Genomic DNA, 19,445 nt, shown 5'->3' with positions numbered 1-19,445 from the left:
CCATAGCTCCCGTGACTGTGGGTTGAGGTCTCTATATCCGGCCTGTCGGCGAGCAAATCGGGCGGGCGGAACAGAGGTAACAGCGGCCACTTAGACTGCGCGGAGCACAACCAGTGGCGAATCACGTCGTCGGAAGGCGGATCATGTCACAGCACCTGCAGGGCAAGGTCGTTCTCGTCACCGGTGCCGGAGGCGGATTCGGCAAACTGATCGCCGAGAAGTGCGCCGCCGGGGGCGCCCGGGTCGTGGGGGTGGATATCGGCGCCGACGAACTGGCCTCCGTCTTCGACGGAATCACTGCCGCGGGACTGGCCGGCACCCATCAGGTCGCCGACGTCACTGACATGGAGCAGATGCAGGCCGCCGTGCAGCACGCGGTGGCGACCTTCGGCGCGGTGGACGTCATCGTCAACAACGCCGGCGTGATGCCGCTGGCCTTCTTCGCCGACCACGCGCAGGCCTGGCGGCAGTGGCACCGCGCGATCGACATCAACATCAAGGGCGTGGTCAACGGAATCTCCGCCGTCTACGACCAGATGATCGCGCAGGGCCGCGGTCACGTCGTCAACATCTCCTCGATCTACGGCAACGCCGGCGTCGCCGGTTCGGGCGTCTACAGCGCCACCAAGGCCGCGGTCACCGTGCTGTCGGACTCCCTGCGCAGCGAGGCGAAGGGCAAGATCAAGGTGACCACGGTCAAGCCGACCGGAGTGCTGGGCACCAAACTCGGCAGCGGAGTGGTCAACGGTGCGGCGATCATTGGCATCGTCGGGACACGCGGCGGGGACTACATGGCGTCCATGACCGCGTTCGCCAACGGCACCCTGGAGCCGGAGCAGGCCGACGTCGACTCGGTGAGGTACTGGCTGATCACCCCCGACGATCTGGCCGAGGCGGTGGTGCACGTGATCGACCAGCCGTGGGGAATCAGCATCAGCGACATCACCGTTCGGGCCAGCGGCGAAGACTACATCTACTGACCGGAAGGCAGCGCGTGATGAGGAGTTGCTGTGCCTGATTGGGAGTCGCCGGCCTACACCGCGGCCGAGGTGGCCCGGTATCACGCCGCAGGCTGGTGGTCGCAGACCACGTTGTCGGATGCGGTTCGCCGAAACGCGCAACGCTCACCGGACAAGACCGGCTATCTGGATTACCTCGGTTCGACGGCGCTGACCTGGCGCGAATTCGACGCCGCCGCAGATGAATTGGCTGGCCGACTGGCCGGTGCCGGGGTGTCGCCCGGCGACCGGATCGCGGTGTGGCACCGGGACTCCGCGGCCATCCACGTCTTGTTCGTCGCGCTGGAACGCTGCGGGGCGGTGGTGGTAGGCATCGGCGCCCGCGCCGGACTCCGTGAGGTGAACGCCATCCTGACCGCATCGCAGTCCAAGCTGCTGATCACCGACCAGCAGCACCACGCCGGCGCCGGCGGCCTCGGGATCGAAGTCATGAGCAGCGAGGCGCTGGGTACCGAAATCGGGGTACCGGGACCGCAACTCGGCCCCGACGACGTGTTTCTGATCAACTCGACGTCGGGAACCACCGGCCTGCCCAAGTGTGTGGTGCACACCCAGAATCGGTGGCACTACTTTCATCAGTTGGCAGTTGCCAACGGGCGGTTGAGCGCCGACGACGTCTTCCTGCCGATCATTCCCACCCCGTTCGGGTTCGGCCTGTGGACCAGCCACACCACCCCGATCCACCTCGGGGTGACCGCTGTGCTGCTGGATCGCTTCACGGCAGCGGCGACCTGCGCGGCGATCGCCGAACATCGGGTAACCGTATTGTGCTGCGTCAGTACGCAGTTGACCATGATGATGGCCGATCCGGCGAGCCGTGAATTCGATCTGAGCTCGCTGCGGGTGGTGTTCACCGGCGGGGAGGCGCTGCCGTACCGGCCGGCCGCCGAATTCGAGGAGCTGACCGGCGCCACCATCCTGCAGTTCTACGGCTCGAATGAGACCGGCGTGCTGAGTGGAACCACCCTCGACGACCCCCTGGAGCGGCGACTGCGCACCGGAGGGCGCATCGTCGGCGAGATGGCGGTCCGACTGTTCGGTGGCGAGCAGGGGGACGTCGACGTTACCGACACCGGCCGGGGCCAGCCCGCCTGCCGCGGCCCGGCCACCAGCCTCGGGTACCTGGGCGGCACCGATCACGACAAGCTGTTCACCGCCGACGGCTGGATGCGGATGGGCGACATCTGCGAGATCGACTCCGACGGCTACCTCAGTGTGACCGGACGGACTTCGGACTTCATCCTGCGGGGCGGCAAGAACATCAGCGCCGTCCAGGTGGAGGATGCCGTGATGACCCACCCGGCGATCGCGGTGGCCGCCGCGGTGCCGATGCCCGACGAGGTGTTCGGTGAGAAGGTCTGCGTCTACGTCGAACTCGTCGGAGGCGGCACGCTTGAGTTGGCTGACCTCGTCGAACACCTGCTGGGGCTCGGGGTGTCCAAGGAACTGCTGCCCGAACGGCTCGTCGTCGCCGAACTACCGCGGTCCTCGGGCGGGAAGATCGCCAAAGGGCAACTGCGCGAACAGCCCTACTCGTAGCCCTCGTAGACCTGAGACGGCCCGTCGGGTGTGATGAGATAGCCCACCGTCGCTATGTGCACCTCGCCCAGCGGGTCGAGTTCCCGGTATCCCCCGAACAATTCGACCGCGTCATCGGTCAGGCCCACCCGGAAACCACCCCACAGGTAGGGCACCGGGAACCACAACTGCTTGCCGGTCAACTCGTGCAACACCTCGACCGGGGGATAGCGGAACATCTGCCGCAGGTCCACGCCGCGGAACAACGGCTGAATCAATTCGTCGATGACCGCGGCGAGTTCGCTGTTGAGCGCGCCGATCCGGTCGCGGTCCATGGTCGCCGCCGGCGGCTTGAGGATCTCCAGCAACTCGGCGGGCCGGTTGTGCTCGACGGCCAGGTCGTAGGCGGTGCGCCCGGCGGCATCCGGTTGGGCGCGCAGCGCGCCCTGCCCGAGCATCCACGACGCCACGTCTGTCGGGGCCCCGTGCCAGCCGGCCTGATGCAGCACGGTCAGCCAGCTCTTGCCCTCGGGCCGCCAGGACTTGACGTCGACGACATGGTCGCCCCGGTCGAGTTCGCGGACCACGTGGCGCCACTTGCCCCGCTTGGCCGCATCGGCCAGATACAGCGCGGCCTGGGCCTGCCGGTTACCCAACAGCGAGCGGTCCATGACTCCGGGCCACAGCGGCGCGTTGTTGCGGATCTCGTTGTAGGTCGTCACAGCTGCCATCATGCCCTGACGCCGCGCCGCGATGTCGCTGCAGGGCGCTGTCGGAACGGTTCGGTAGGGTCCGTCGGCGTGACCGCGAACGTATCCCTCAAACCCGTGAACGCCCGTCTCGCCGAGGAACTGGCGGTGGCCGAACGGCAGGTCGCGGCCGCCGTTGCGCTGCTCGACGAAGGGGCGACGGTGCCGTTCATCGCCCGCTACCGCAAGGAGATCACCGGCAGTCTCGACGACGGCCAACTGCGCACTCTCGAAGAGCGCCTGCGCTACCTGCGTGAACTCGACGACCGCCGGGTTGCGGTGCTCGCCTCGATCTCCGAGCAGGGCAAGCTCACCGACGTGCTGCGCGCAGCCCTGCTGGCCGCCGACACCAAGGCCCGTGTCGAGGACATCTACTTGCCCTACAAGCCCAAGCGCCGCACCAAGGCGCAGATCGCCCGCGAAGCCGGGCTGGAGCCGCTGGCCGAACGGCTGCTGGCCGACCCGAGCATCGACCCACAGCAACTCGCGGCCGAGTTCATCGGCGAGGAGGTCGCTGACGCCGCAGCGGCATTGGAGGGGGCGCGCGCCATCCTGGTCGAACGCGCCGCTGAGGACGCCGAACTGGTGGGTGCGGTGCGGGAGCGGTTCTGGTCGGCCGGCGCGCTGCGGAGCGGCCCGCGATCGGATGAGGCAGCGAAAAGTGCTGCGGCGCAGAAGTTCCGGGACTACTTCGAGTTCAGCGAACCGCTTGAGGCGATGCCGTCGCACCGGGTGCTCGCCGTGCTGCGCGGTGAGAAGGAGGAGGCCCTGGCGCTGAGCTTCGACGGCGGCGACAACGAGCCCTACCAGGCGATGGTGGCGCGCTCCCTCGGTGTGGACATGACCGGGTCGAGCGCGGCGACGCCGTGGCTGGCCGACACCGTGCGCTGGGCGTGGGACACCCGGCTGGCGTTCTCTGCGGCCGTCGAGGCCCGGATGCGCCTGCGGCAGCGTGCCGAGGCCGATGCCGTGGCGGTGTTCGCCCGCAATCTCAAGGACCTGCTGCTGGCCGCTCCGGCGGGCAACCGGACCACGCTCGGCCTGGACCCGGGTTTTCGCACCGGGGTGAAGGTGGCCGTGGTGGACGGCACCGGAAAGGTCGTCGACACCTGCGCGATCTTCCCGCATCAGCCTCAGCGGCAATGGGATGCGGCCAAGGCGACGCTGGCCGCACTGGTCGCCCGGCACGGGGTGGACCTGATCGCCGTCGGCAACGGCACCGCGTCGCGGGAGACCGACGCGCTGGCCGCCGAGCTGATCGCCGACATCAAGGCCGCCGGTGCCCCCGCACCAGTCAAGGCGATGGTCAGCGAGGCCGGCGCCTCGGTGTACTCGGCGTCGGCGTATGCCGCGCACGAACTGCCCGACCTGGACGTCACCCTGCGCGGCGCGGTGTCGATCGCCCGGCGGCTGCAGGATCCGCTGGCCGAGCTGGTCAAGATCGAGCCGAAGTCGATCGGCGTCGGCCAGTATCAGCATGATGTGACGCCGGGAACCCTGGCGCGCAGCCTCGATGCGGTCGTCGAAGACGCGGTGAACGCGGTCGGGGTCGACCTCAACACCGCGTCGGCGCCGCTGCTGGCCAAGGTGTCGGGGGTGTCGGAGTCGCTGGCGGAGGCCATCGTGTCGCACCGTGACCAGACCGGGCCGTTTCGCAGCCGGGCCGGGTTGCTCGATGTCCCGCGCTTGGGGCCCAAGGCATTCGAGCAGTGCGCCGGATTCCTGCGGATCCGTGACGGCGACGACCCGCTGGACTCCTCCGGGGTGCATCCCGAGGCATATCCGGTGGTGCGGCGCATCCTGGACCGCTCGCAGGTGACGTTGGCCGAGATCATCGGCGACGAGCGGCTGTTGCGGAAACTGCAGCCCGCCGACTTCGCCGATGACCGGTTCGGCATCCCGACGGTCAGCGACATCCTCGCCGAACTGGAGAAGCCCGGACGTGACCCGCGTCCGGCGTTCTCCACGGCCACGTTCGCCACCGGTGTGGAGAAGGTCGCCGACCTCAAGGTGGGCATGGTCTTGGAGGGCGTGGTCACCAATGTTGCGGCGTTCGGCGCCTTTGTTGATGTCGGCGTACACCAGGACGGCCTGGTGCACGTCTCGGCGATGTCGGATCGCTTCGTCTCCGACCCGCACGAGGTGGTCTACTCCGGCCAGATCGTGAAGGTCAAGGTGCTCGACGTCGATGTCGAACGCCAGCGGATCGGGCTGACGTTGCGACTCAGCGACAAGCCGGGGGACAAGCCGGGGGACAAGACCGGGGGCAAGCCGTCCCGAGGCCCAGCCGGCCAACCCGCTGCGCGCCGCGACCCGGGCAAGCAGAATCGGGGACAGCGTCCCGCAAACACCGGCGGCCGACGGGATGCGAGCCCGGCAGGCGGATCGATGGCCCAGGCACTGCGGGATGCCGGATTCGGAAGGTGAGGAACGGATGGGCGCGCTGAACACCGACGTCGCAGAGAGTTTCGCCGATATCGTCGGCGCCGGCGATCTGCTCACCGGCGAGCAGATCGGCCCCGACTACTCCCACGACGAGGCGCTGGTGGGCGCACCGGTACCACCGCGTTACCTCGCCCGCCCGCAGACCGCCGAGCAGGTCGCCCAACTGCTGGCCGCCGCCACCGCCGCCAAGGTGCCGGTGACCGCCCGCGGGTCGGGCACCGGGCTGTCCGGCGGGGCGCGGCCGTGTTCCGACGGACTGCTGATCTCGTTCGAGAAGATGAGCGCGATCTGCGAGATCGACACCGACAACCAGGTCGCGGTGGTGCAACCCGGGGTGAGCCTGGCCGACCTCGATGCCGCGACCGCCGAGGCGGGACTGATATACACCGTGTTCCCCGGTGAGCTGTCCGCCAGTGTCGGCGGCAACGTCGGCACCAACGCCGGTGGCATGCGCGCGGTCAAATACGGGGTGACGCGCCACAACGTGGTCGGGCTGCAGGCCGCGTTGCCGACCGGCGAGCTGATTCGCACCGGCGGCCGCATCACCAAACTGTCCACCGGCTACGACCTGACCCAGCTGATCATCGGCTCCGAGGGCACCTGCGCGCTGGCCACCGAGGTCACCGTCCGGCTCTACCCGCGGCTGGCGCACTCGGCCACCCTGCTGGCCCCGTTCGGCGACCTGCCCGCGGTGATGGCCGCGGTGCCGACGGTGGTGCGCAGCGGCGTGGACCCGGTGATCCTGGAATACGTCGACAAGCTGACCCTGGCCGCGATCACCTACTCGCAGAACCTGAACCTGGGTATCCCCGACGCCGTGCGCGACACCGCCGAGGCACACCTGGTGATCGGGCTGGAGAACCGCGACCGGGATCGCCTCGACGACGATGTCGCCATGCTGGGCGAGCTGCTCGGTTCGCTCGGGGCGGCTGACGTCTATGTGCTGGAAGGTAATTCGGCGCACGCCCTGATCGAGGCCCGGGAGAAGGCGTTCTGGACCGCCAAGGCTGCCGGTGCCCACGACGTGATCGACGTGGTGGTCCCGCGGGCGGTCATGCACCGGTTCTTCACCAGTGCCCAAGAGCTGGCCGAGACCGCAGGCGCCGGGGTGGTCGGCTGCGGGCATGCCGGCGACGGCAACGTCCACCTCGCGGTGTTCTGCGCCGACGACGACATCCGGCACCGGCTGCTGCACGACATCTTCGCCGCCGCGATGGAGTTGGGCGGGGCGATCTCCGGTGAGCACGGCCTGGGCCGGGCTAAGACACAGCACTTCCTCGAACTGGAGGATCCGGCCAAGATCGCCCTGATGCGCCGGATCAAAGCCGCCTTCGACCCGGCCGGGATCCTCAACCCCGGCGTGCTTCTATAGGACAGCGGCAGGACGAAAGGCGACCAGATGACCAACGGAGCACAGGCGCTCATCACCACCCTGGTCGACAGCGGAGTGCGGGTCTGCTTCGCCAACCCCGGCACCTCGGAGATGCACTTCGTGGCCGCGCTGGATTCGGTGCCACAGATGCGCGGGGTGCTGTGCCTGTTCGAAGGTGTGGTGACCGGGGCCGCCGACGGCTACGCCCGGATCGCGGGGAAGCCGGCGGCAACCCTGCTGCATCTGGGACCCGGCCTGAGCAACGGCCTGGCCAACCTGCACAACGCGCGACGCGCGCACGTCCCGGTGGTCAACGTCATCGGAGACCACGCCACCTATCACAAGAAGTACGACGCGCCACTGGAATCCGACATCGAGCCGCTGACCGACTGGACCCACGGCTGGGTGCGTCGCACCGGCTCCGGCGCCGACATCGGCCGCGACGCCGCCGAGGCGGTCGCCGCCTCGATGGCCAGCCCCGCGCAGGTCGCCAACCTGATCCTGCCCGCCGACATCTCCTGGAACGACGGGGCACAAGCCGCGGCGCCGACCGAACCGGTGCCGGCGGGCGCCCCCGACGACGCGGCCATCGCCGAGATCGCCGAGGTGCTGCGCAGCGGAGAACCGGCTGGGCTGCTGATCGGCGGGCCCGCCGCCGGTGATCTACGTGCGCTGGCGGCGGTGGACCGGATCGCCGCCGCGACGGGTGTGGTCGCACTGGTGGAGACCTTCCCCGCCCGGCTCACGCGCGGGGCCGGGGTGCCGGCGATCGCTCGGCTCGGCTACCTGGCCGAGCAGGCCACCTTCCAGCTCAACGGGATTCAGCACCTGGTGGTCGCCGGAACCCGAGCCCCGGTGTCGTTCTTCGCCTATCCCGGCAAACCCAGTGACCTCGTACCCGAGGGTTGCGTCGTCCACAACCTGGCCGGTCTGGAGATCGACGTGGCCGCGGCGCTGGAGGCACTCGCCGACCTGGTGGCGCCCGACGTTCAGGCCCGGCCGGCGCCCGCCGCCGTCCCGGAGCTGCCGACCGGCGAGCTGACCGCACAGAACTGGGTGCAGGTGATCGCGGCGCTGCTGCCCGACAACGCGATCATCTCCGACGAGTCCAACACCGCGGGACTGATGCTTCCGGCGGCCACCGCCGGCTCGCCGCGCCACGACGTGCTGACCCTGACCGGCGGCGCGATCGGGCAGGGCCTGCCGGTCGCGCTCGGTGCGGCCGTCGCGGCGCCCGATCGGCCGGTGATCGCGCTGCAGGCCGACGGCAGCGCCGCCTACACGATCTCCGCGTTGTGGACGATGGCGCGGGAGAACGCCGACGTCACCGTGGTGCTGATCAACAACAGCGCCTACGCGATCCTGCGCCTGGAGCTGGCCCGGGTGGGCGCCGAGAGCGAAGGGGGACACGGCCCCAAGGCCGAAGCCCTGCTCGACCTGTCCCGGCCGAACATGGACTTCGCCAAGATCGCCGAAGGCTTCGGCGTGCCCGCCACGGTGGCGACCACCTGCGAGGAACTCGCCGAACAGTTCAGCGCCGCACTGGCCGAACCGGGTCCGCACCTGATCGACGCGCGGATCCCGGCGCTGATCTAGCTGGTGGCGGTCGACGCGGCGGTCAGCCGCTGCGCCGCGAACGTGGCGGCCTCCACGGCCTTCCCGTCGTTCACGTACATCAGGTGCGGGACCACACTGCCGCTGTCCTCGCAGTAGATGTCGCCGGCGAGGCAGAAGGCGATGCTCTTGGGGTGGTACGACGCGGCCAGAACCGGCAGCGGGCCGCCCCACAACGAGGTCGAATACGGGCTCGACGGGGGGCCGAACAGCGCCACCGCGGCGACATGCTGGGCCACCGTGGCCGGCAGCGAATTGCTGGACATCTCGATGACGCTGGCGCCCTGGGAGTAGCCGCCGAGCACCAGCCTGGTCTTGGGGCAGTTCGTGACGGTGGCCTGGATGTGGGCGGTGGCGTCGGCCTCACCGAGCAGGGCACTGTTGTGGTAGTCGGTGCTGGCCGGGTACTCGACCGGGTAGACCGCGACGTCGCGGCCGGGCAGCTGCTCCTTGAGAGAGCCGACGAACGCCTCACCGACATCACCGAGCCCGACGGGCTGCCCGGAACCGCGGGCGAAGACCACCTCGGTGTCCGGGCAGGGCTCGGCGGCCGCGACCGGGGTCCCCGTCGGCGTGCACAGGAGTGTTCCGGTCAGCATCACCGCGGCAGCAAAAGGACGAATGAGGTCACGCAAGGTCATGCCCTCAATGCTGACATGCCGCGGTGGGTCTGCTGGCCCGTGGGTCGGCGTTGGGCGCCGCCACCTGGGCTGACAGCAAAGAAACGGCTCGGTTCCAAACGGCGAATAAGGTGCTTACACCCTGTTTGCCGCGTAGGCGGCACCCTCGTCGGTGATCCCGTCGTACGCCTCGGGCGTGTGCGCGGAGAAGTTCATGCCTTCCGAGCAGACCGGGTCCTCGGTCGCACACAGCTGAATCGTCTTGCCCGTGTAGCCGGGCCCGATGACGACGGCCGGTTGGCCGAGGAAGTTCATCGCCCGCTCGTTCGGGGTCCCGAAGAGCACCACGGCGGCGACGTGATCGGCCACCTCGGGCGGCATCGGCGGTGGTACATCGGTGCCGTCCACGCCGTCGGGGATGACGGCCGCGGTGGTGAAACCCATCACCGCGGCGCCCTGGGAGAAGCCGCTGAGCACCATCTTGGTCTTGGGGCAGGCCGACGCGGTGGTCTGGATGTGGTCGGCGGCGTCGCGGATGCCCTGCACGCCGGTCGGCCAGTCATTGCTGGCCGGGTAGTTGATCGGGTAGACGTCCACGGATCGCTCGGGCAGACGGGACCGCAGGGCGCTGACGAATGATTGCCCGGTCTCGCCGAGGCCGGGGGCCTCATCGGTGCCTCTAGCAAACAAAACCTGAACATCTGGACACGGCTCGGCAGCGGCCGGGGAGGATGTGGCGACGGTGCTCTGCAGCAGCCATGTCAATGCCAGAGCAACACCGAGGGTGCGAAGAATCCGAGGTGTGTTCACCCGCCCATGGTGGCATATAGCTGCGGTATTGCGCTGTGTGTGTCGTTTCGATGAGCTGAGGCTTGGCTGAGCTCGACATCTTCGGGGTGTGGTCACGGGGACCGGGTCTCCTGCCTGCCCGGGCGCGCCATCACGTTCGCATCACCTGCTGAGCAAACTTTGAGAACGATTGCCAGAGTGAGCGCGAGCAGTTGGATGCCGGCCACCGTGGCGACCAGAACACCGGCGGAAACGTCGTAGAGCCACCCGGTGAGCACACCGCCCGCGGCGGCCGCCGCGCCCAGACCCGCAGCGAACACCCCGTAAGCGCTGGCTCGGCGCCCGGGTCCGACCATGTCGGCCACCGCGGCTCGCAGCGTCGATTCCTGAACTCCGACCGCCGCGCCCCACAGCAGCACTCCTGCCGCCACGGTGCCCAGGCTTCCGGCGAACGCACACGCGGCGACCGCCGCCGACAGGATCGGCAGCGAGAGCAGGACCCGACCGCCGTACCGGTCGTAACACCAGCCCGAGGCCAGGGCCGCCAGTGCGTCGGCCCCCATCGCGGCCGCATACAGCAACGGCACCATCGCCGCCGGCAGCAGACCGCCGACGACCAGGTGATACGAGATCAGCCCGAAGGTCGCGAAGCCGGTCATGGTCAGTGCGACGAAGCAGCAGTAGTGCCAGAAGACCGCCGGCAACCGGCCACCGCCCGCACCTGCCCGGTGTGCCGGCCGGGTGTCCGGTTCGTAGCTCGCGGGATCGGGAACCCGCACCCGCAGCCACACCAGCAGTGCCAGCGTCGCCGCGCCGGGCAACGCCAGAACGCCCAGCGCAGGGGTGTAGTCCCCGCCGGTGACGGCCAGCACTCCCGCGACCGTCAACGGCCCGATCACGGCGCCGATCTGGTCGAGTGCCTCGTGCACTGCGAAACCCCGGCCGCGGCCGGTGGCGCTGGCAGCATGCGACAACAAGGTGTCCTTGGCAGGACTTCGGACCGCCTTGCCGACTCGCTCGGCGACCACCAGGGCCGCGGCGGCCCACAGTGTGCCGACCACGCCCAGCAGTGGCACTGTGATCACGGTCAGGGCGTAGCCGGCGATGGTCCACGTCCAGAACCGTCGAGTGCGGTCGGCCAGGGGACCTGACACCAGCCGCAGCCCGAGTGCAGCGGCCTCACCGATCCCGGTCACGGTGCCCACCACCAGACCCGTCGCCCCCAGTGACGCCAGCAGCGGGCCGGTGATCGATCGGGCGCCTTCATAGACGAAGTCGGCCAGCAGGCTCACGACGCCGAACACGGTCACGAACCGCCAGGCGCTCAGTGCCGGGCGGGATGCAACGGGGTGCACCGTTCGCATGGTTACCGATGCTAAACGCGTGCTGAATGGACCATTGTGACTTCTCCGGCACACCACGGGCCCTTCAATGCCGGGTAAATCAGACGCACGTCGATAAAATCCCGACAGCCGGCGTTTTTCTTCATTGCCGGTAGGCAGCGTGGATGGGACAGCATGGCGCAAGACACCGGCCCCGCGATGGGCATGTCCGTCGGGGCGACCACGCTTGCCGCGGTCACCGCCGACCGCGCGATCACCCGGCGGCCGGTCCTGACGCTGTTCCGCGACCGGCCCTCACAGATCGGCATGCCCTCGGAGAAGTCCACCGGCAACCCACTTCTCGACGACCGAGGACTGGTGGTCACCGACTTCGTCGACCGAGTCGGCGGCGGACGGCCCGTGGTGGCCGGTGACGGCTCCACCCACCGGGCCGAACAACTGCTAGGCGACGGAATGCACGCGCTGGCTTACGCCGCCACCGAGGGACGCCCGATGCCGCCCGCGGTGGCGATCACCCACCCGGCGCACTGGACCAAGGAGGCCGTGGCCGCATTGCGCACCGCCTTGGGGCGGGTGTCGGAGTGGGCGCAGCAGCCGGTAGCGCTGATGTCGGACACCGTTGCGGTTCTGACTGCGCTGCAGGCCAATCCGGGTCTGCCAGACCACGGCGTCATCGCGGTCTGCGACTTCGGCGGCAGCGGAACCAACATCACCCTGGTCGACGCGCGGCGTGGATTCGAACCGATGGGCGCCACACTGCGCAACACCACATTCTGCGGCGACGTGATTGACCAGGCACTGCTCGATCATGTGGTGGCCGATCTCGGCGGCAACAGCGACGGCCCCCCGACGGTCGGTTCGTTGACCAGGTTGCGGGGCCAATGCCGAGATGCCAAGGAGCAGCTGTCTTCCGAGACGGTAGCCGAGCTGGCCGGTTTCCACGGCGGAGTCTGGCTGACCCGGGCCGAACTCGATGAGGCGCTGCGCCAGCCGCTCACAGGATTCTTCACGGTGTTGCAGGAGGTCTTGGACGACAACGAGATTGCCTCGGAAGGTCTGTCGGCGATCGTGGCGGTGGGCGGCGGAGCCAATATGCCCGCTGTCACGACCGGACTGTCGCAACGCTTCGGGACCGCTGTCATCACTTCTCCGCGGCCGCAACTGACGGCGGCCATCGGCGCCGCGCTCAGCGTCGCCGGCAATGTGGTGGCGACCCCGAAGACGGCGCCGCCGGTTGAGCCGGAGCCCTTTTCGGAGACCACGCCGCCGCCCGAGCATTCTGTACCGCCGATGGACAGCGCCTCGACGGTCACTCCGCAACCTTTGATGACTCCGCCGCCACCGCCGCCCAGGCCGGCGCCGCCGCGGCCGGCCGAAGTCCCCCAAGTCGACGACGGTCGGGCCGGGTCCGGGTTGCCGTGGTGCCGGCAAACGGTTCCGGTGGTGATCTTGGCGACGGTGATCGCGATCCTGCTGGCCACCGCGGCCGTGCTGGTGCTGCGTCACGCTGCCGAAGGTGACCAGGATTCCGGTGTGTTCACACCGACATCGACGACCACCACGTCGGTGTACACGCCGCCGGAGTTGCCTCCGGCGTTCGCGCCGTCGTTCGAGTTGCCGCCGCCGGCGCTCACCGAACCACCCGAGTTGCCCGAGGGGCCGGCCAACCCGGAGATCCCGACGCATCCTGCGCCGGAGAGCACCGAGTCGGCCCCACCGGGGTGAGCGCGCGGTGGGTCGCCCGACGCATCTTGGTCATGATCGCGGTGGTGCTGATGGTCGTCGGGGGCCTTGGCTTCGCGATTGCGTTGGCGCTCAACGCGTTTCTGTTCGACAAGTACAACGCCTACGGCGAGGTGCCGATCCCGGGCACGAGCAGTATCCACCTGCCCGCGGGTGAGGTGACGATCAATCTGCACACCCAGGTCATTTCCAGCCCCAGCGGCGGCGGGCTACCGGTGCCGCCGTTGAGTCTGAGGGTGCAGCCGCCGGATGGGGTGGCGCAGCCGGCCGTCGAGGAGAGCGTCGGGGGCACCACGACGGTGAACAATGACGCGCACCGGCGGTTGTGGCGCATGCACGTTGTGGCAGACGGGGAGTACCGGATCACCACCGAGGGCCAGGTCGGCGGCTTCATCGCGCCGCGGCTGGCCTTCGGTCACGGCGGCCGGTACGGATCGCTGGTCTGGGTGTTCGCGGGCATGTTCGGGCTCGGCGCCCTGGACCTGATTGCGGCGCTGTGGCTGCTGCGCGGCAGCGGCAGGCCCCGGATTTCGGTGGCAGACGTGCCGGACCACGACCCGGAGACGATGTTCAGCCCCGACGCCACGGGCGTGCGCCTCGAGCAGCTCAAAACGATTACCGCGCTACGTGATTCCGGTGCGTTGACGCGGCGCGAGTTCGAGGCCGAGAAGCGGCGAATACTCGACGGCCCCTGAGGACTCCCGGCTTCAGTGGCCGCGCTTTACCCACTCGTCGTAGTTGACCAGTTCGTCGCCGATCCGGGTGTTGTCGCCGTGCCCGGTGTAGACGGTCGTGTCGGCCGGCAGCGCGCCGAGCCGCCCGGAGATCGATTCCAGGATGGTCGGGAAGTCCGAGAACGAGCGTCCGGTGGCTCCCGGGCCTCCGCAGAACAGCGTGTCGCCACTGAATACTGCGCCCAGATCCGGGGCGTACCAGCAGACCGAGCCCGGCGAGTGCCCCGGCGTGTGCAGCGCGTGCAACTCGATGCCGCCGGCGGTCAACCGCTGGTCATCGGCGACCGAACGGAATTCGTTGTCCGGGTGCGTCATTCGCCACAGCATCTCATCGGCCGGATGCAGCAGCACCGGCGCGTCGAGCCGGCGGCCCAGCTCCGGTGCCACGGTGATGTGGTCGTTGTGGCCGTGCGTGCACACCACCGCGATCACGTCGCGTCCACCGACGGCTTCGATGATCGGGGCCGCGTCGTGGGCGGCGTCGAAGACGATCACCTGCGAGTCGTCGCCGACGATCCAGATGTTGTTGTCGACTTCCCAACTGCCGCCGTCGAGTTCGAAGGTGCCGTGGGTGACGACCCGCTGGATGGCGCTCACAGCATCACCACTGAGCGCAGCACCTCGCCGCCGTGCATCTTGTGGAACGCGTCCTCGATGTCGGTCAGGCCGATACGTTCGGTGACGAACTTCTCCAGCGGCAGCCGCCCCTGCTGATACAGGCTGATCAGGGTGGGGAAGTCACGTTCGGGCAGGCAGTCGCCATACCAGGACGACTTCAAGGACCCGCCACGGGAGAAGAAGTCGATCATCGGCATGTCCAGGCGCATATCCGGGGTCGGAACGCCTACCAGCACAACGGTTCCGGCCAGGTCGCGGGCGTAGAACGCCTGTTTCCAGGTCTCCGGGCGCCCGACCGCGTCGATCACCACATCGGCGCCGAAGCCGTCGGTGAGCTCCTGGATCGCCTCGACCGCATCCTGGGTGCGGGCGTTGACGGTGTCGGTCGCACCGAAGTCGCGGGCCCAGGCCAGCTTGGTGTCGTCGGTGTCGACGGCGATGATGCGCCGGGCGCCCACCAGGGCCGCTCCGGCGATCGCGGCGTCGCCCACGCCACCGCAGCCGATCACCGCGACGGTGTCGTCGCGGGTGACGCCGCCGGTGTTGATCGCCGCACCGAGACCGGCCATCACCCCGCAGCCCAGCAGTCCGGCCACCGCGGGGTCGGCTTGCGGGTCGACCTTGGTGCACTGGCCCTCATGCACCAGAGTCTTGTCGGCGAATGCCCCGATGCCCAGCGCCGGGGTGAGCTCGGTGCCGTCGGTCAGGGTCATCGGGACCGAGGCGTTGAAGGTGTCGAAGCACAGGTGCGGGCGGCCGCGCTTGCAGGCCCGGCACTTTCCGCACACCGCACGCCAGTTCAGCACCACGAAGTCGCCGGGCGCCACCGCGGTGACCGCCGGCCCCACCGACTCCACGGTGCCGGAGGCCTCGTGGCCCAGCAGGAACGGGAAGCTGTCGTTGATCCCGCCGTCGCGGTAGGTCAGGTCGGTGTGGCACACCCCGCAGGCGGTGACGGCCACGACGACATCGTTGGGGCCGGGGTCGGGGATGACGATGTCGGTCACCTCGACCGGTTTGCCCTTTTCTCTGGCGATCACGCCGCGCACTGTCTGACTCATGCGCCCAACCTTATGTTCCCGTCTGTGCGCCCGGCACCGGGACCTTGGCTTGGGCGTCGACCGCGGGAGTGCGGGTGTCGACACGCAGGAAGCTTCCGGTGCGCTGTGTGCCGAGCACCTCGGTGGGTCGGCCGTCGCGGATCACGTTGCGCCCCGAGATGAACACCGCGGTGACGGCGTCGTCGTTGCGGTTCACCATCCGTGACAGTCCGCCGTAGGGCTCGAAGGACTCCTCGGCGTAGGCGTCCAAGGTCGCGTCGAGGTGGTCGGGGTCGAGGACCAGGATATCCGCGCGGTTGCCCACCCGCAGGTGGCCGGCGTCGATCCGGTACCAGTCCGCCAGTTCTCCGGTGAGCCGGTGCACCGCCTGCTCGACGGAGAGGAACGGGGTGCCGGCCCGCTCCGCCTCGACGACGTGGCGCAACAACCGCAGCCCCATGTTGTAGAACGCCATGTTGCGCAGGTGCGCGCCGGCGTCCGAGAAGCCCATCTGAATGCCAGGCTCCTGGGCGATCTTGCGGAGCATCTCGGGCCGGTGGTTGGAGATCGTGGTGTGCCACCGCAGGGCGGTGCCATGCTCAAGCACCAGATCCAGGAAGGCGTCGACCGGATGCACCCCGCCGCGGTCCACCCCGACCTGTCCGAAGGACTTGCCGATCACCGACGCATCGGGGCAGTCGACGATCTCGGCGTCGAAGAAGTCGCGGTGCCAGACCCGCGGTCCGTACTTGTTCGCGTAGTCCTTGCGGAAGCGTCGCCGGTAGTCCTCGTCGCGCATCAACTCGTCGCGTTCGACGTACTCCCGCAGGTGCAGTGCTTCGGCGCCTGAGCCGAACTCCTCGAAGATCACCAGGTCGATACCGTCGGCGTAGACCTCGAACGGCACCGGCAGATGCTGCCAACGGAAGTCGGCGCCCAGCTTGTTCAGTGCGCGCGCCGCCTTGATCATCAGCGGAACGGCCACCGGGTTGGCCTTGACGTCGGCGGCGGCCAGCAGGCTGGTCTTGAGTGGCCGACGGAAGATCCCCAGCGCCTGAGCCAGTTGGGACACGATGTCGAGCGGGTTCTTCACGTCCGGCCCGGCCTGCAGAATCCGCCCGCTGCGGCGCAGCTTGGACTTGAGGCGACGCAGTTCCTTCGCCTTGGCATAGGTCGAAGGCAGGGTACGTGATCGACAGACCTCACCATCGAGCTTGTCGAAGAGCAGTTGCTGGGAAGACATTCCGACGAAGCCCTGTTCCAGTGCCTCGTCGAGCATGGCTTCCATCCGGTCCTGCTCGGCAGTGGTGGGGGAGACGTCGGCGCGGGTGGCGCGGTCCAGGCCCATCGTTGCCGCGCGCATGTCCGAATGTCCGATGAATGCAGTCACATTCGGGCCCAGCGGCAGCTTCTCCAGGCTGGTGATGTAGCCCGCGCAGCTCGACCAGTCCTTCAACTCGTCGATGGTGTCCACCACGTACTTGCGCGGGATGGCCTCCACTCGCCCGAAGATGTCGCCGGCGTCCTGGCCGTCGACGTGGATGGTGGACAGCGAGCACGAGCCGACCAGCACCGTGGTCACGCCGTGGCGCACCGACTCCGACAGGGCGGGCGCGACGAGTATCTCGACGTCGTAATGGGTGTGGATGTCGATCAGCCCGGGCAGCACCCACTTGCCGGCGGCGTCGATCACCTGCGGGCACCCCGTCTCGTCGAGGGGTTCGGCGGTGATGGCGGCGACATGTCCGTCGCGGATGCCGATGTTGCGGATCGCCGACGGGGCGCCGGTGCCGTCGAACCAGCGGCCGTCGCGGATCACGGTGTCAAAGCTCACGGGGGAGTTCCTTTCAAACGGGATGCTGCTCCCAGCATGGCCCGCCGGGGGAGGTCAAGTCTTGACATCTGCGGACATTTCTTTGATATTTGCGGACATGTCGGTGGTGCGCGGCACGGCGTTGTCGGGTTACACACGCCTGGTCACGGAGCTGGGCGGTGATCCAGAGCAGTTGCTGACCTCAGCCGGCGTCCCGGCCGGGGCAGCCGGAAACCACGACGTGTTCGTGCCGTACCGCGCGGTGATCCTGGCCGTCGAGGCGGCGGCGGCGACGACCGCGACACTGGATTTCGGGCGGCGGCTGGCGCTGCGCCAGGACATCGGCAACTTCGGGCCACTGGGGATCGCCGCGCGTACCGCCGGCACCGTCGGTGGCGCCTTCTCGATCGTGGAGCGGTTCATGTCCGCCTACAGCCCGGCGATCTCGGCGCGGGTCACCCCGGGGGCCAAGGCCTCCGAATCGTTCTACGCGTTCGAGGTCCTGGTGGACCGGGCCCCGGCGCACCCGCAGACCACCGAGCTGTCACTCGGGGTGTCGCTGGGGGTCATGCGAATGATGTTCGACGCTCCGTACGCGCCGCTGTCGGTGCACTTTCCGCACGAGGCGCTGACACCGGTGCGCGAGTACCTGGCCTACTTCGGCTGCCGGCCCTATTTCGCCCAACCGGTCGCGGGCTTCACCTTCCGCACCGCTGACCTGGACCGGCCACTGCACCGGTCACCGAACCACGAAGACCACGCCCATCAGGCGATGGTGCAGTACCTGCGCGGCGTCACCGCCGGGTCGCCCGGCCTGGCCGCCTCGGTGCGCGCCCTGGCGCGTCAGCTGCTGCCGACCGGCACGGTGAGCCTGGAGTTGATCGCGGGGGAGCTGGGCCTGCATCCCAAGGCGTTGCACCGGCGGCTGGCCGCCGAGCAGACCACGTTCGCCGCCCTGGTCGACAGTGTCCGCCGTGATGCCGCGGATCGCTATCTGCGCGACACCGACCTGAGCCTGGCGCATCTGACCCGTGAGCTCGGGTACGCCGAGCAGAGTGTGCTCAGCCGGTCCTGCCGGCGCTGGTTCGGGTGCAGCGCCAGCACTTATCGCAAGACGGTCCGATTACAGGGCCACGGTTAGGCTGGCGGCGATGTCCGCACTTGATGCCATTGATGATTGGCCGGTAGGTCACGCGGCCGCCGCGGTGGTCGGCCCGCAGGGGGTGCTGGCGTTTCACGGTGATACCGCGCGGCCGTTTTATCTGGCGTCGGTGACCAAACCACTGGTCGCCCGGGCCGTGCAGGTCGCGGTCGAGGAGGGCGCCGTCGAACTCGACACTCCGGCGGGGCCGCCCGGTGCCACGGTGCGGCATCTGCTGGCGCATGCCTCCGGGTTGTCTGCAGACTCCGAGAAGGTGCTGGCCAAGCCCGGGGTCCGCCGGGTCTACTCCAACCACGGCTTCGCGGTGCTGGCCGCGGCGGTGCAGGATGCGTCGGGGATCGAGTTCGGGCGGTATCTGACCGAGGCGGTGTTCGAGCCGCTGGGCATGTCGGCCAGCCGGCTGGACGGGGGGGCCGCGGCGGCCGGCTTCGGCGGCACTTCGACGGTCGCGGACCTGGCCGCCTTCGCCGGTGACCTGTTGACGCCGGTCACGGTGTCACGGGAGCTGCATGCCGAGGCCATTCGTGTGCAGTTTCCCGGTCTGGACGGTGTCTTGCCTGGTTACGGACCGCAGCGGCCCAACGACTGGGGACTGGGCTTCGAAATCCGCGACGGCAAATCCCCGCACTGGACGGGTGCGGCCAACTCGCCGCGGACGTTCGGTCATTTCGGTCAGTCCGGTACGTTGATCTGGGCCGATCCGGCGATCCAGCGGGCCCTGGTGGTGCTTACCGACCGTGATTTCGGGGACTGGGTGACGCCGCACTGGCCGGCGCTTGGTGATTCGGTGGTGTCGGAGTACGGCCGGGACCGTGATGCATCAAGTCAAGATGCCCGCGAAATCTGATCCATGCATCACGTAAGAA

At 68.8% G+C, this 19,445-nt stretch carries 16 protein-coding genes; 9 read left to right on the top strand and 7 right to left on the bottom strand.

Annotated elements, in window-relative coordinates:
• Nucleotides 1-143 precede the first annotated feature (143 nt).
• A complete protein-coding gene (locus K6T84_RS01650) occupies nucleotides 144-980 on the top strand; it encodes an SDR family oxidoreductase (protein WP_225401806.1) in 837 nt (278 codons plus the stop codon).
• A gap of 30 nt (nucleotides 981-1,010) precedes the next feature.
• Nucleotides 1,011-2,558, top strand: a complete 1,548-nt coding sequence (locus tag K6T84_RS01645) for a class I adenylate-forming enzyme family protein (RefSeq protein WP_225401807.1) — start codon at nucleotides 1,011-1,013, stop codon at nucleotides 2,556-2,558.
• Here the strand turns inward: K6T84_RS01645 and K6T84_RS01640 are convergent.
• A complete protein-coding gene (locus K6T84_RS01640) occupies nucleotides 2,549-3,268 on the bottom strand; it encodes an ankyrin repeat domain-containing protein (RefSeq protein ID WP_329786634.1) in 720 nt (239 codons plus the stop codon). The two genes, K6T84_RS01645 and K6T84_RS01640, sit on opposite strands and share 10 nt — an antisense overlap.
• A gap of 69 nt (nucleotides 3,269-3,337) precedes the next feature.
• Here K6T84_RS01640 and K6T84_RS01635 point away from each other — a divergent pair, with 69 nt between their 5' ends.
• The 3 genes from K6T84_RS01635 to K6T84_RS01625 are packed head-to-tail and all read left to right on the top strand — an operon-like array spanning nucleotide 3,338 to nucleotide 8,699.
• Nucleotides 3,338-5,713, top strand: coding sequence for a Tex family protein (locus tag K6T84_RS01635; protein ID WP_225399389.1), 2,376 nt, complete (start codon nucleotides 3,338-3,340; stop codon nucleotides 5,711-5,713).
• 7 nt (nucleotides 5,714-5,720) lie between these two features.
• Entirely contained in the window at nucleotides 5,721-7,103 is a 1,383-nt protein-coding gene (locus tag K6T84_RS01630; protein ID WP_225399759.1) for an FAD-binding oxidoreductase, read from the top strand.
• A 27-nt stretch (nucleotides 7,104-7,130) separates the two neighbouring features.
• Entirely contained in the window at nucleotides 7,131-8,699 is a 1,569-nt protein-coding gene (locus K6T84_RS01625) for an acetolactate synthase large subunit (RefSeq protein WP_224865330.1), read from the top strand.
• Here K6T84_RS01625 and K6T84_RS01620 read toward each other — a convergent pair.
• From K6T84_RS01620 to K6T84_RS01610, 3 genes are all read right to left on the bottom strand, one after another.
• Nucleotides 8,696-9,358, bottom strand: coding sequence for a cutinase family protein (locus tag K6T84_RS01620; RefSeq protein ID WP_224865331.1), 663 nt, complete (start codon nucleotides 9,356-9,358; stop codon nucleotides 8,696-8,698). The two genes, K6T84_RS01625 and K6T84_RS01620, sit on opposite strands and share 4 nt — an antisense overlap.
• A 114-nt stretch (nucleotides 9,359-9,472) precedes the next feature.
• Nucleotides 9,473-10,165, bottom strand: coding sequence for a cutinase family protein (locus K6T84_RS01615; RefSeq protein WP_408066042.1), 693 nt, complete (start codon nucleotides 10,163-10,165; stop codon nucleotides 9,473-9,475).
• Between the two features lie 74 nt (nucleotides 10,166-10,239).
• On the bottom strand, nucleotides 10,240-11,490 hold the full coding sequence (locus tag K6T84_RS01610; protein WP_456341106.1) for an MFS transporter: 1,251 nt from the start codon (nucleotides 11,488-11,490) through the stop codon (nucleotides 10,240-10,242).
• A 153-nt stretch (nucleotides 11,491-11,643) separates the two neighbouring features.
• Between K6T84_RS01610 and K6T84_RS01605 the strand changes: the two genes are divergently transcribed.
• Nucleotides 11,644-13,194, top strand: a complete 1,551-nt coding sequence (locus tag K6T84_RS01605; protein WP_225401808.1) for an Hsp70 family protein — start codon at nucleotides 11,644-11,646, stop codon at nucleotides 13,192-13,194.
• 32 nt (nucleotides 13,195-13,226) lie between these two features.
• Nucleotides 13,227-13,907, top strand: coding sequence for an SHOCT domain-containing protein (locus K6T84_RS01600; RefSeq protein ID WP_224865335.1), 681 nt, complete (start codon nucleotides 13,227-13,229; stop codon nucleotides 13,905-13,907).
• Between the two features lie 12 nt (nucleotides 13,908-13,919).
• On the opposite strand, the gene K6T84_RS01595 is transcribed toward K6T84_RS01600, so the two are convergent.
• Genes K6T84_RS01595 through K6T84_RS01585 form a run of 3 tightly spaced genes read right to left on the bottom strand, consistent with a single transcriptional unit; the run spans nucleotide 13,920 to nucleotide 17,438 of the window.
• Nucleotides 13,920-14,543 (bottom strand): MBL fold metallo-hydrolase, encoded by a 624-nt coding sequence (locus K6T84_RS01595; protein WP_224865336.1) that lies wholly within the window; start codon nucleotides 14,541-14,543, stop codon nucleotides 13,920-13,922.
• Nucleotides 14,540-15,625: an S-(hydroxymethyl)mycothiol dehydrogenase gene (locus tag K6T84_RS01590; RefSeq protein WP_225399392.1), complete on the bottom strand. Its 1,086-nt coding sequence runs from the start codon at nucleotides 15,623-15,625 to the stop codon at nucleotides 14,540-14,542. The genes K6T84_RS01595 and K6T84_RS01590 overlap by 4 nt, the downstream gene beginning before the upstream one ends.
• Before the next feature lie 10 nt (nucleotides 15,626-15,635).
• Entirely contained in the window at nucleotides 15,636-17,438 is a 1,803-nt protein-coding gene (locus tag K6T84_RS01585) for an N-acyl-D-amino-acid deacylase family protein (RefSeq protein ID WP_225401809.1), read from the bottom strand.
• A 97-nt stretch (nucleotides 17,439-17,535) separates the two neighbouring features.
• Here K6T84_RS01585 and K6T84_RS01580 point away from each other — a divergent pair, with 97 nt between their 5' ends.
• Both K6T84_RS01580 and K6T84_RS01575 read left to right on the top strand, forming a co-directional pair.
• Nucleotides 17,536-18,558: an AraC family transcriptional regulator gene (locus K6T84_RS01580; RefSeq protein WP_224865339.1), complete on the top strand. Its 1,023-nt coding sequence runs from the start codon at nucleotides 17,536-17,538 to the stop codon at nucleotides 18,556-18,558.
• Between the two features lie 10 nt (nucleotides 18,559-18,568).
• Nucleotides 18,569-19,426 (top strand): serine hydrolase domain-containing protein, encoded by an 858-nt coding sequence (locus K6T84_RS01575; protein WP_225401810.1) that lies wholly within the window; start codon nucleotides 18,569-18,571, stop codon nucleotides 19,424-19,426.
• Nucleotides 19,427-19,445 lie beyond the last annotated feature (19 nt).

Origin of the sequence: Mycobacterium zoologicum (genome assembly GCF_020181635.2) — a bacterium.
Lineage (GTDB): Bacteria > Actinomycetota > Actinomycetes > Mycobacteriales > Mycobacteriaceae > Mycobacterium > Mycobacterium zoologicum.
This window is presented reverse-complemented; position numbering and strand designations above follow the sequence as displayed.

Coding starts and splice junctions, on each gene's coding strand:
- K6T84_RS01650 (WP_225401806.1), top strand. CDS start 144: ATGTCACAGCACCTGCAGGGCAAGGTCGTTCTCGTCACCGGTGCCGGA.
- K6T84_RS01640 (WP_329786634.1), bottom strand. CDS start 3,268: ATGGCAGCTGTGACGACCTACAACGAGATCCGCAACAACGCGCCGCTG.
- K6T84_RS01630 (WP_225399759.1), top strand. CDS start 5,721: ATGGGCGCGCTGAACACCGACGTCGCAGAGAGTTTCGCCGATATCGTC.
- K6T84_RS01625 (WP_224865330.1), top strand. CDS start 7,131: ATGACCAACGGAGCACAGGCGCTCATCACCACCCTGGTCGACAGCGGA.
- K6T84_RS01620 (WP_224865331.1), bottom strand. CDS start 9,358: ATGACCTTGCGTGACCTCATTCGTCCTTTTGCTGCCGCGGTGATGCTG.
- K6T84_RS01610 (WP_456341106.1), bottom strand. CDS start 11,490: ATGCGAACGGTGCACCCCGTTGCATCCCGCCCGGCACTGAGCGCCTGG.
- K6T84_RS01605 (WP_225401808.1), top strand. CDS start 11,644: ATGGCGCAAGACACCGGCCCCGCGATGGGCATGTCCGTCGGGGCGACC.
- K6T84_RS01600 (WP_224865335.1), top strand. CDS start 13,227: ATGATCGCGGTGGTGCTGATGGTCGTCGGGGGCCTTGGCTTCGCGATT.
- K6T84_RS01590 (WP_225399392.1), bottom strand. CDS start 15,625: ATGAGTCAGACAGTGCGCGGCGTGATCGCCAGAGAAAAGGGCAAACCG.
- K6T84_RS01580 (WP_224865339.1), top strand. CDS start 17,536: ATGTCGGTGGTGCGCGGCACGGCGTTGTCGGGTTACACACGCCTGGTC.
- K6T84_RS01575 (WP_225401810.1), top strand. CDS start 18,569: ATGTCCGCACTTGATGCCATTGATGATTGGCCGGTAGGTCACGCGGCC.